General features: G+C 69.0%; 10 protein-coding genes and 1 pseudogene. 9 read left to right on the top strand and 2 right to left on the bottom strand.

From position 1 onward, the window contains the following. Positions 1–240: pseudogene (locus tag L995_RS27425) on the top strand (hypothetical protein); the annotation flags it as partial. A gap of 11 nt (positions 241–251) precedes the next feature. Next, entirely contained in the window at positions 252–2,216 is a 1,965-nt protein-coding gene (locus tag L995_RS27420; protein ID WP_047474506.1) for an MFS transporter, read from the top strand. Here L995_RS27420 and L995_RS27415 read toward each other — a convergent pair. Beyond that, complete coding sequence (locus L995_RS27415; RefSeq protein ID WP_017406532.1) at positions 2,213–3,397, bottom strand: saccharopine dehydrogenase family protein; 1,185 nt, start codon at positions 3,395–3,397, stop codon at positions 2,213–2,215. The two genes, L995_RS27420 and L995_RS27415, sit on opposite strands and share 4 nt — an antisense overlap. A gap of 310 nt (positions 3,398–3,707) precedes the next feature. On the opposite strand from L995_RS27415, the gene L995_RS27410 reads away from it, so the two are divergent. The 7 genes from L995_RS27410 to L995_RS27380 all read left to right on the top strand — a co-directional run bounded on the left by L995_RS27410 (position 3,708) and on the right by L995_RS27380 (position 10,231). After that, positions 3,708–4,181, top strand: coding sequence for a YiaA/YiaB family inner membrane protein (locus tag L995_RS27410; RefSeq protein WP_047474500.1), 474 nt, complete (start codon positions 3,708–3,710; stop codon positions 4,179–4,181). Between the two features lie 37 nt (positions 4,182–4,218). Further along, a complete protein-coding gene (locus L995_RS27405) occupies positions 4,219–4,689 on the top strand; it encodes a hypothetical protein (RefSeq protein ID WP_016454497.1) in 471 nt (156 codons plus the stop codon). Positions 4,690–4,697: 8 nt separating this feature from the next. Continuing rightward, positions 4,698–5,516 carry a DUF2145 domain-containing protein gene (locus L995_RS27400; RefSeq protein WP_026062678.1) on the top strand — a complete coding sequence of 273 codons (819 nt, stop codon included), beginning with the start codon at positions 4,698–4,700 and terminating at the stop codon, positions 5,514–5,516. A gap of 67 nt (positions 5,517–5,583) precedes the next feature. After that, on the top strand, positions 5,584–6,681 hold the full coding sequence (locus L995_RS27395; RefSeq protein WP_047474496.1) for a zinc ribbon domain-containing protein: 1,098 nt from the start codon (positions 5,584–5,586) through the stop codon (positions 6,679–6,681). A gap of 59 nt (positions 6,682–6,740) precedes the next feature. Beyond that, entirely contained in the window at positions 6,741–8,003 is a 1,263-nt protein-coding gene (locus L995_RS27390) for a GGDEF domain-containing protein (RefSeq protein ID WP_231574547.1), read from the top strand. Between the two features lie 193 nt (positions 8,004–8,196). Beyond that, on the top strand, positions 8,197–9,357 hold the full coding sequence (locus L995_RS27385; protein ID WP_223275271.1) for a GGDEF domain-containing protein: 1,161 nt from the start codon (positions 8,197–8,199) through the stop codon (positions 9,355–9,357). 97 nt (positions 9,358–9,454) lie between these two features. Next, positions 9,455–10,231, top strand: a complete 777-nt coding sequence (locus L995_RS27380; RefSeq protein ID WP_231574546.1) for a hypothetical protein — start codon at positions 9,455–9,457, stop codon at positions 10,229–10,231. Between the two features lie 39 nt (positions 10,232–10,270). On the opposite strand, the gene L995_RS27375 is transcribed toward L995_RS27380, so the two are convergent. Continuing rightward, positions 10,271–11,182: Bug family tripartite tricarboxylate transporter substrate binding protein (locus L995_RS27375; protein ID WP_047474492.1), on the bottom strand; the 912-nt coding region annotated here is incomplete at its 5' end.

Below are 11,182 nucleotides of genomic sequence, written 5' to 3'. Positions count from 1 at the left end.
CCGCGTCTGGGCGTGGTGATCGCCTGGTATGGCGCGGCCAAGCTGCTGGAGTGGGGCGATGCGGCCGTCTTCGAGGCCACAGCCGGGCTGGTGTCCGGCCACAGCCTCAAGCATGTGGTGGCGGCCGCCGCCGCCCTGCCCGTGATCACCGCGCTGCGTGCGGCCGGCACGGCGCGCATGGCCAGTACGGGCACAATGTGCGCCGATGCGTGCGGCCACGGCGGCGCCACCAACCGTTGAGGGAAGACAAGATGTTCCAGCAAGAGACCGGCAGCCCGTCTGCCCCCACCGCAACGGCCGGCGCCGTGCCATCGGCCGCGCACGAGCACCCCAACCAGTTCGCCCTGCTGGGCCAGCGGCGCTTTGCGCCGTTCTTCTGGACGCAGTTTTCCGGGGCGGCCAACGACAACCTGTTCAAGTTCGCGCTCACCGTGATGGTGACCTACCAGCTCAGCGTCTCCTGGCTGCCTTCGGCCATGGCGGGGCTGGTGATCGGGGCGCTGTTCATCCTGCCGTTCCTGCTGTTCTCGGCCACCTCAGGCCAGCTGACGGACAAGTGGGACAAGACGCGCATGTTCCGCCTGGTCAAGAACCTGGAGATCGCCATCATGGCGCTGGCCGCCTGGGGCTTCATCCAGGCCAATGTGCCCTTGCTGCTGGGCTGCGTCTTCCTGATGGGCCTGCACTCCACGCTGTTCGGCCCCGTGAAGTTCGCCTACCTGCCCCAGGTGCTCAGCGAGCGCGAGCTGACGGGCGGCAACGGCATGGTGGAGATGGGCACCTTCGTGGCCATCTTGCTGGGCAACGTGGCCGGCGGCCTGCTGGTGGCCGTGCCCGAGGTGGGCCATCTGCAGGTGGCCGTGGCCTGCCTGGCGCTGGCGGTGATCGGGCGGATCTTTGCGCAGTTCATCCCCAATGCGCCGGCCACCGATCCGCACCTGGTCATCAACTGGAACCCCTTCACCGAAACCTGGCGCAACCTGCAGCTGGCCCGCGAGCAGCCCGCCGTGTTCCGCTCGCTGCTGGGCATCAGCTGGATGTGGTTCTTCGGCGCCGTGTTCCTCGCCCAGTTCCCCAGCTTTGCCAAGGAGGTGCTCCATGGCGACGAGCATGTGGCCTCGCTGCTGCTGGTGGTGTTCTCGGTGGGCATCGGCACGGGATCGCTGCTGTGCGAGGTGTTCAGCCGCCGCCATGTGGAGATCGGCCTGGTGCCGCTGGGCGCCATCGGCATGAGCGTGTTCGCCGTGGACCTGTTCTTTGCCTCGCGCGCACTGCCGGCCTCCGAGCTGATGGGCGTGGGTGCCTTCTTTGCCCAGCCCGCGCACTGGCGCGTGATGGCCGACCTGGGCATGCTGGCCCTGTCGGCCGGCATCTACAGCGTGCCCATGTACGCGCTGATCCAGATGCGCAGCCAGCCCACGCACCGCGCGCGCATCATCGCGGCCAACAACATCCTCAACGCGCTGTTCATGATCGCCTCCAGCGTGCTGGCCGGCGCGCTGCTGGCCGCAGGTTTCAGCATTCCCCAGGTGTTCCTGATCACGGGCATTGCCAATGCCGTGGTGGCGGCCTACATCTTCTTGCTGGTGCCCGAGTACCTGCTGCGCTTCGTGGCCTGGGTGGTCTCGCGCTTCGTGTACCGCTTCAAGGTGCAGGGCGACGAGCACATCCCGGCCACCGGCGCGGCCATCCTGGCCTGCAACCATGTGAGCTTTGTCGATGCCGTGCTGCTCATGGCCGCCAGCCCCCGGCCCATCTACTTCCTGATGGACCACCGCATCTTCCGCGTGCCCCTGCTGGGCTGGCTGTTCCGCCTGGCCAAGGCCATCCCCGTCGCGCCCCAGAAGGAAGATCCCGCCACCTACGAGGCTGCGTTCGAGCGCGCCGCCCAGGTGCTGCGCGAGGGCGACCTGCTGGCCATCTTCCCCGAGGGCGGCATCACGCGCGACGGGCAGCTGCAGGAGTTCCGTGGCGGCATCATGAAGATCGTCGAGCGCGCCCAGGCCGATGCCCTGCAGGTGCCCGTGGTCCCCATGGCGCTGACCAATCTCTGGGGCTCGTACTTCAGCCGCATCGAGCAGGGCGGCGCCATGGTGCGGCCCTTCCGCCGTGGCCTGTTCAACCGTGTGGGCCTGAACGTGGGCCAGCCCATGGCCCAGACCGAGGTGCAGCCCGCGCTGCTGCGCGAGCGCGTGCAGCGGCTGCTGGCGGCCTAAGAGGGGTTCTGTTCCTCCACCGTGAAGCTCAGGCCGGCATTGGCCTTGAGCCTGGCGATGAGCGCGTCGCCCATGGCAGGCGCCGTGGTCCAGATGCCGCCGGGCGTGTCCGGGGCGTCCTGCAGCAGGCAGACGGCGGCCTCGGTAATCATCTTGGACGTGGAGCCGTAGCCCGGATCGCGGTCGCCCTTGACGCCCACGCGCAGGCTGTGGCCGGCCGTGTCGGTGCCGATGAACAGCACGTCGTAGAAGCCCGATTCACGCTCTTCGCGCGATGGCCCCTCGCCAGGCTTGGGGCCGTCGTCCGCGCCCAGCGACTTGTCGGCCGCCACGGCGTTGGCCAGGGCCTCGCCCTTTTCGCCCGCGCCTGTGACCATCATCTCGTCGTAGACAAAGTCGGCGCCATAGGCATGGCCCAGCAGAAAGTTGGAGCGGTGCACGTTGCGCGTGTTGATGGCCGCCATCACGAAGGGCGCCACCCACAGGCCCAGCACCTCGTCCACCATGGGTTTGCTGCCCGAGGGCTGGCGCGGGCCCTCGAAGCCCGGCGTGAGCGAGAACGGATTGCGCAGCAGATCCAGCACGCCCGGCTGGGCGGCGGCCGCCGCCATGGTGGCCTTGAGGCTGGCGGCCGTGCCGCCCGAGAAGGTGCCCTTCATCTTGCGCACCCGGCCCCGCACGCGCTGGGCGGGCTGGCCGAAGCGGGCCTGCATCTCTCGCTGCAGCATGAACACGCCCAGGTCGAAGGGAATGGAATCGAAGCCGCAGGAGAACACGATGCGCGCGCCGCTGGCCCGGGCTGCGGCCTCGTGGGCATCGATCATCTGGCGCATCCACGCTGGCTCGCCGCACAGGTCCACATAGTCCACGCCGGCGCGGGCGCAGGCGGCCACGAGTTCGTTGCCGTAGAGCTGGTAGGGGCCCACCGTGGTCAGCACCAGGCGGGCCTGCTCCATCAGCGCCTGCAGGCTTGCGGGATTGCCGGTGTCGGTCACCACCAGCGGGGTATCGGCGGGCGCGCCCAGCTCGTCGCGCACGGCCGCGAGCTTGGCGGCATTGCGCCCGCCCATGGCCCAGCGCAGGCCGCTGCCTGCGGGGTAGCGCCTGAGCAGGTACTCCACCACCAGCCGGCCCGTGAAGCCGGTGGCGCCGTGGACGACGAGGTCAAAGGGTTTGGTCATGGGAGATCTCCATCAATCAGCGTGGCGAACGTGCGATTGCCCGCTGCACTGCAGCCGGGGTGGGCGCATTGTCTGTGGCGCGCCGCAGGGTTCCTGTCGCCCAGGTGCCGTGCCCGATGTCCTGTGTGCTGGTGTCACATGCAGGAACTTTTTGGGGTGTAAACAACAGTCAAAAACTTGAAAAGTACCGTTTGAAGATACTCGATGGCCTGTGTCTGGCCACTGTTACGGTTGAATGCAGACACGCAAGTTACGTCTGGGCACCATGCGTCCCGTGTTCAACCAATGCCCTTGAGGGGCACCTCGGCAAATGTCCTCTTCTCCCATCGTCGTTCAGCGTGATACCCGGGCCTGGCAACTGCAGGTGTGGGTGTCGTTCGGCATTGCGGTCTCGCTGTGCGCCATCGGCCTGGCATGGCTGCCCGGCGAGCAGCTGGAGCAGGCCTTCATGGTGATGGGCTATGTGTTCTGCCTCTCGGCCGCCTTCGTGCTGGCCAAGTTCGTGCGGGACAACGAGGGCGGCCGCAGCGGCGCAGGCGACACGCCCATGTGGAGGCTGGTGGTCTGGGGCGGCTTTGCCGTGTCCATGGCGCTGACCGGCTGGGGGCTGGTGAGCATGGACATCAACGTGACCTACAAGGCCTTCCTGGGCGTGAGCTGGCTCTATCTCATCACCACCGCCTTCACGCTGGCCAAGATGCTGCGTGACCGCCACGAGGCCGACCTGGCGCAGGCCCGCATGCATGGCCGCCGCGAGGCCGCGCAACCGGCCGACGCCGAGTGATGTCCACCCCTTCCCCGCATTTCCAGGAGTCCAAGCAATGATGGTCAACCAATCCGTTTTCGCGCGCCTGCCGCGTGCCCTGCTGGCCGCTGGTGCGCTGTGCGCAGCCCTGGCCATGGCGCCAGCCCATGCGCAAAGCGAGGCCTCGGTGGCGCTGTCCATGCTGCCCGTGGCCTCCGTGGTGGGCACGGCTTCGGTGGCTTCGGCGGCCGCTGGCGCCGTGGTGGCCGTGCCTGCCGCTTTGTCGGTGGGCGGCGCGGTGCTGACCGTGAAGGCAGTGCAGGCCTCGGCCACGGGCACGGTCTACCTGCTGGAGCGTGCCTCCGACGGCGCCCAGGCCAGCGTGGAAGTGGTGGGGCGGGGCGCCTCCGCCTCGGCTTACGCCGTGGGCACGGTGCTGACCTGCAGCGTGATCGGCACGGGCGTCATCATCTCGGCGGCCGGCAAGGTGCTGGCCTTCATCCCCAACGAGATGGGCAAGGCCCTGCTGCACAACGAACGCCTGTGATGCCCGCCATGAAACCGCCGCTTTCTCCTTCCCCTGCAGCCCGTGCCGCCTGCCTGGGTCTGCTGCTGGCCGCCGCGCTGGGCACGGCCCATGCAGGGCGCAGCTGCGAGGACAAGCCCCTCACGCCCCAGTCCCTGCAAAAGGGGCTGGACCTTGCCCAGCGCACCTCGCAGGCGCTGGATGCCGAGTACGCGAAGAACGGCACCCGTGTCGTGCTGCTGGCGCGCGTGGGCCAGGACCTGAGCAAGTACGACCTGCACTACTCGCACTACGGCTGGGCCTACAGGACCCCCGAAGGCCCCTGGCGCGTGGCGCACAAGCTCAACGAATGCGGCACGGCCGGCGGCCATGTCTACCGCCAGGGCCTGGGCGAGTTCTTTCTGGACGACCTGTGGCGCTACGAGGCCGGCGTTCAGGTGCCCACGCCCGCCGTGCAGCAGGCGCTGTGGACCTTTCTGACCCAGCCCCAGACCGTGCTGCGCCTGCAGCACGAGCCCTACAGCATGGTCAGCTATGCCTGGGGCCAGCGCTACCAGCAGTCCAACCAGTGGGCCACCGAAACCCTGGCCGCCGCCATGGAGCCGGCCACCGTGCAGCGGCGCCAGCAGGCCCAGGCCTGGCTGCAGTTCAAGGGCTACGAGCCGGGCGTGCTGGTCATCCGCGCGCTGTCGCGGCTGGGCGGGCGCGTGACGGCCGCCAACATCGCCTTCGACGACCATCCCAACGACAAGCGCTATGCCAGCCGCATAGAGACCGTGACCGTGGAGTCGGTGACGCAGTGGCTGCAGCGCAGCCAGCTGGCGGGTCCGGTGCGCGTGCTGCCCTGAGCCGGACCGGCTCTTCCTCCGCCTGCGGTCTTCCTCGGCCGCAGGCCACTGAAACAGGAGTTTCCCCATGAGCAAGGCCTTGCGTCTGCCCGAGAAATGGTTCCGCCGAGGCCTGTGGCTGGTGGCGGTGGTGTTCGCGTCCTTCCTCATCGGCCTGGGCGGGCTGGTGGTGGGGGATCTGCCCCAGGTCGAGTCGCCGCGCACGGTGGAGGATTTCATCGCGCCCGCTGCGGCCGAGCCCGTCAAGGCCGAGATCAAGGCCGCCGATGCCGATCACGACAAGGCGGAGACGGCGCTGGAGAATGCGCGCCTCAAGTACCAGGCCACGCAGGCGCGCTACCGCTCGGCGCGCGAGACCTTCGACAACTGGGTGGCCACGCGCCGCGCCACGGCCCGGCCCGAGCAGGACAGCGAGCTGCTGTCACGCACCCAGGCGCTGGATGCCATCAAGCAGGAAGAGAACACGGCGCGCGCCTCCGTGGAGCGGCTGCAGGACGCTAGCCTGCAGGCACGCCAGCGCCTGGACGCGGCCAACCGCCAATGGGACGATCTGCGCGACGGTGCCATGGAATCCTGGCGCACGGAGATGCGCGCCGTCGAGCTGCGTGTCTTTCTCTACCGCCTGGCGCTGACCCTGCCGCTGCTGCTGGCGGCCGGCTGGCTGTTCGCCAAACAGCGCAAGAGCACCTGGTGGCCCTTCGTCTGGGGATTCATCTTCTTTGCGCTGTTCGCTTTCTTCGTTGAACTTGTGCCGTACCTGCCCGACTACGGCGGCTACGTGCGCTATGTGGTCGGTATCGTGGTGACGGTGCTGCTGGGGCGCGCGGCCATCCTGGGCCTGAACCGCTATCTTGAAAGGCAAAAGCAGCAGGAATCGCTGCCGGAGACGCAGCGGCGCCAGGAACTGGGCTACGACGTGGCCCTGGCCCGCCTGGCCAAGGGCGTGTGCCCGGGCTGCGAGCGCCCCGTGGATCTGAAGGACGGCGCCATCGACTTCTGTCCCCACTGCGGCATCGGCCTGTTCGACCGCTGCGGCAGCTGCAGCACCCGCAAGAGCGCCTTTGTACGCTTTTGCCACAGCTGCGGCGCCCAGGCCGATGGCCACAGCAGAAAGGCGGGCGCGGTGCTGCCCCGGGCGCAGGAGCCCGGGCCGGCGCCAGGCTGAGCCGGCCTGGCCGTCAGGGGCTCCAAGCCCCTTGAAGCTGCACGGGGTTGTGGTACACCATGGCTTGCGCGCTCGGCCGGGGCGCAGATGTCTTCAGCGAGGATGCCATGTCACGCCAGCTGCCGTATCCCCCACAACACACGCCAGCGCAACCCGCCCACCCACCGGCCGGCGGGTCCGCCCATGTCCTTCCCCTTGCGGCCTGGGCCGTGGGGGCGGCCCTTCTGGCAGGTCATGTGCTGGCGGGCCCTTCTTCATGGAAAGCATGGGCGGCCTACGCCGCGCTGTCGTCATTGGCCGGCATGGCCTGGATCTGGCGCTGCCATGCAGCCGGCTTGCCGCTGACCCGGACGCTGCGCGGCCATGGCTGGATACAGGCCACGATGGCCTTGCTGCTGGCGGCATGGCAGCCGACCCTGGCCTGGGCTTGTGCCCTGCTGTGGCTGGCGGCCGTCGCCTGGCTGCCCTGGGATGGCGAGCGCGAGCAGGCGCTGCATCTGCCCACGGGCCAGGTGGTGGTGCTGTGCGCCATGCTGGCCATGCTCTGCGCCGTGGTGGTGGCCAGGCCCATGCCGCAGATGGCGCCGGGCCCGGTCGCCGTGCGCATCCTGTGGCTGGCCAGCGTGCTGCTGCCGCTGGCCGTGCATGCGCTGGCGCTGTGGCAGGCGCTGAGCCGCATGCAGCGCCAGTACACCGAGGAGCTGGCGCAGCTGTCGAGCTATTGCGGCCAACTGGCCGACGATGTGCAGCAGTTGCAAAAACGCGTGGGCTCGCTGCAATTGCCCACGGGGCGCGACACACTCACCGGCGTGGCCAATTACGCGCGATTGATGGATGTCGTCGATGGCCTGCGCGAACGCCATGCCCGCAAGCCCGAGCCGTTTTGCGTGGTGCTGCTGGAGCTGGACCCGTGGGTGGAGCGCGTGGGTGTTCACCAGGCCTACAAGGGCCCCTCGCTGCAGGACCGCGTGCTGCTCATGCTCAGCGGCCTGCTGGTCACGCATCTGCGCACCGTGGACGGCATAGGCCGCTACCGCGACGACACCTTCATGCTGGTGATGCCCGATACCGCCTCGGTCCAGGCCGTCTGGGCACTGCAGCGCGTGCGCGAGGGTGTGCGCCAGCAGCGCTGGAGCGAAACGCCCATCCCCGATCCCGACAAGGACCCGCTGACCCTGACCCTGGCCGTGGCGGAGTTCCAGGCGGGCGAGACCTCGGAGCGGCTGGTGCAGCGGGCCGAGGCAGCCCTGTTGCATGGCCGCGCCTGCGGGCGCAACCAGATCGTGGTGGCCGAGGATGTGCGGCCGCCGCGCGCGTCCTAGACGCACAGCCTGCGATAGGGCCTGTTCATCCCCTGCGGGGGAGCGCGCTCCTCGGGATTTCCCGGATGCGGTCACAATGGGCGCCCATCGGGGCCGCCGGCCCGCCGCGCTTCATTGCATGCCCGTGCTTTCCTCCATTTCCCGGAATCTTCCCGACCGCCTCCTTTGGGGGCCGAAGCCGGCGTCACCGCTGGTGGACGAGGCGCTGCACCTGGAGCGCTGGAAACGCCGCACCTGGCAGCTGCACATCTCCGTGCTGCTCAGCCATCTCTATGCGCTGCTGCTGTTCCTGGGCCATGCATGGGCCGGCTACGCGCCCTGGCCCGTGGTGCTGGGCTATGGACTGTGGGTGGCGGCCGGCATGGGCTTCATCACCTGGGCCTATGCCAGCGACTGGTGCCACAAGCTGCGCGATCCGGGCATGTTCCTCACGCACCAGCTGGTGTCCATCATCGGCGTGCTGGGCATGGTCATGGCGGCACCCGCGCTGGCGTTCCAGTCGATGGTGATGCTGATCGCCTTCAGCGCCGACGGTTTTCTCGCGCGCAGCCGCACCAGCTTCTGGCTGACGTGGATAGGCACCCTCGTTGCCGTGGCCGCCATCATCTGCTGGCGGGGTCCGCTGATGCGCATGACCACGGACACGGCTGCGGGCCAGCTGCTGGCCTTCGGCGTGGTGCTGGGAGCCGTGGTGCGCTGCAGCGTGCAGGCGACCTTCTTTCGCAGCATGCAGTACCGGCTGGGCATCGCCAATGACAAGCTGGCCGCTGCGCTGGCGCAGATCGAGGCCTTGCTGCGCCATGACGACCTGACCGGCGTCAGCAATCGGCGCGGCGTGATGGAGCGGCTGCACGAAGTGCGCACCGCCGCCCAGGAGCGTGGCGAGGTGCTGTGCGTGGCGTTGCTGGACATAGATCACTTCAAGCGCATCAACGACAGCTTTGGCCATGAAGGCGGCGATCGCGTGTTGCGCGCTTTCGGCGCGCTGCTGAAGTCGCAGCTGCGCAGTACAGATGGCGTGGGCCGCTATGGCGGCGAGGAATTCCTGCTGGTGCTGCCGGACACCGGCCTTGCCCAGGCCGGCGAATTGCTGGAGCGCCTGCGCCTGCGCATTGCCGAGGCTCCGTGGACGCACACCCTGGGCGAGGGCGCCCGCGTCACCTGCACGCTGGGCGCAGCGCAGTACCGCACGGGCGAATCGGTGGAGGCCACCATCGCGCGCGCCGATGCGGCGCTGTACCGAGGCAAGGCCCAGGGCCGCAACTGCACGGTGCTGGAGCCGCAACAGGCCCCGCAGGCCTTGAGCGGCGCCCCGGCCCCCCGGACTGATGCCGGAATGCCTGACCGCTTGTGAGTGCAGCTCACGACGAGTGACAGAAAACATCGTTATTCATGCGCACCGATCGTCCATAGCATCGGCATCCATGCTCGGAATGGACAAGGGTGCAAATATGAACCAATGGTTCGCTGAAATCGCCGGCAACGGGCCCGAGGGCGCTGGCATCGTGGTGTCTGCGCAAGGCTGGGATAGGCGTCTGCAGTCCGGCCCCCGCCAGTTGCAGGCCGGCCCACTCCGCGCCGAACTGGCCGACGGCGGCCTGCGCAATGTCCGCTATGGCGGCGTCGACATCCTGCGCTCCATGGCCTTTGTGGCGCGCGACGGACAAGGTGACCGCTGTGTGCATGGCGCGGGCGAACTGAGCCTGCGCGAGCGGGCCGGCCGCTTCGAGGCCTTCTACGAAACGGTGGTGGACTGCGAGGAGCTGAGCCTGGCCTGGCGCGTGCGCATCGTGGGTTCGGCGCGCGGACTGAGCTTCACGTGCTGGGCGCGTGCCCAGGGGGATGTCGACGGCGGCCTGCAGCGAGGCCTGCGCGCCGGGCGGGCGGGCCTGGAACTGGTGTATCCGCTCAAGGTCCTGGCTGGCCGGCCCGTGCATGTCCAGCATGTCGATGGCAGCGCCGAAACCACCGTGCTGCCCGAGCCCGATGCGCTGCAGCGCCTGTCGCAGCTGTCTGGCATCGCCCATGAGCCTGCACCGGGCCTGCAGGTGGATTGCCGCCTGGAAGGCGCCGAGTTCGAGATGCTGGGCCAGCGCTGTGGCGGCAAGGCTTTTTTCCGGCTGCAGCCGCGCGCGTTGTCTCCTTCGCCCTCCTACCCGTTGACCCGGGGCCGGACCCTGGTGCAGATGGCCGGCCTCTCGTTTGTCTCGCCCGGCGCCCTGCAGTAGCACCGCAAGCAGCGCCGGGCCTGGCCTGGCCTGGCCGGGTCAGCCTGTGCCTTGCAGGCGGGCGGCCTGCACGGTGGCCTCCAGCAGCTTTCTCTCCCTTTGCAGGTGGGCGGTGAACTGGGCTTGCTCCATGACCATGGGCTTGAAGCCGGCCTCGGCCAGCTTGCGCACCAAGTCCGGCTCGGCCAGCACGGCGGCGGTCTCCCGGGCCAGGCGCTCTGCAATGCGGGCATCGGTGCGGGCTGGCAGCAGCAGGCCTTGCCAGGCTTCGACATCGAACGCCTGCCAGACCGCCGTGTCCGACAGGCTGGGTGTCTGCGGCAAGGTGGCGGCCCGCTGGCGCGATGTCACCCCCAGGCCGCGCAGCTTGCCCTCGCGCACGAAGGACTGGACCAGGGCCACGGGCAGCACGGCCAGGTCGATCTGCCCGCCTGCCAGCTCGGTCAGCGCCTGCGGGCCGGATTTGTAGGGCACATGCGTCCATGACAGGCCGGCCTGCTGCTGGAGCATTTCGGCCGTCAGGTGCAGGCTGGTGCCCACGCCGTCGGTGCCCACGGTCAACCGGCCCGGTTGCTGGCGTGACAGCTGCACCAGCTCGGCCGCCGTGGCGGCCGGCAGGTCGGGGCGGCCTGCCAGCACGAAGGCCGAAGAGGCCACGGGCGCCACGGGCAGCAGCTCCCTGAGGCCGTCATAGCGAAAGCGTTCTGGCGAGACCAGCGGCGCGATCAGCACGCAGCTGGCCACGCCAAACAGCACGGTGTGCCCGTCGGGCCGGGCCTTGATGACACGCTGGGTGGCGATGGTGCCCGAGGCGCCCACCGTGTTCTCTATGATCACGGGCTGGTGCAGCCGCTCGGCCAGCCTCGGCATGACCAGGCGTGCGGCCACGTCCACGCTGCCGCCTGGCGAGAAGGGCACCACCACGGTCAGCGGCTGGCTGGGCCAGGCGTC

Source organism: Delftia sp. ZNC0008, from assembly GCF_000799035.1.
GTDB classification, from domain to species: domain Bacteria; phylum Pseudomonadota; class Gammaproteobacteria; order Burkholderiales; family Burkholderiaceae_C; genus Comamonas; species Comamonas tsuruhatensis.
This window is presented reverse-complemented; position numbering and strand designations above follow the sequence as displayed.

Bases quoted from the DNA above. Each gene is read 5' to 3' on its own strand.
- L995_RS27420 (WP_047474506.1), top strand. From the start codon at position 252: ATGTTCCAGCAAGAGACCGGCAGCCCGTCTGCCCCCACCGCAACGGCC.
- L995_RS27415 (WP_017406532.1), bottom strand. From the start codon at position 3,397: ATGACCAAACCCTTTGACCTCGTCGTCCACGGCGCCACCGGCTTCACG.
- L995_RS27410 (WP_047474500.1), top strand. From the start codon at position 3,708: ATGTCCTCTTCTCCCATCGTCGTTCAGCGTGATACCCGGGCCTGGCAA.
- L995_RS27405 (WP_016454497.1), top strand. From the start codon at position 4,219: ATGATGGTCAACCAATCCGTTTTCGCGCGCCTGCCGCGTGCCCTGCTG.
- L995_RS27390 (WP_231574547.1), top strand. From the start codon at position 6,741: ATGGCTTGCGCGCTCGGCCGGGGCGCAGATGTCTTCAGCGAGGATGCC.
- L995_RS27400 (WP_026062678.1), top strand. From the start codon at position 4,698: ATGAAACCGCCGCTTTCTCCTTCCCCTGCAGCCCGTGCCGCCTGCCTG.
- L995_RS27395 (WP_047474496.1), top strand. From the start codon at position 5,584: ATGAGCAAGGCCTTGCGTCTGCCCGAGAAATGGTTCCGCCGAGGCCTG.
- L995_RS27380 (WP_231574546.1), top strand. From the start codon at position 9,455: ATGAACCAATGGTTCGCTGAAATCGCCGGCAACGGGCCCGAGGGCGCT.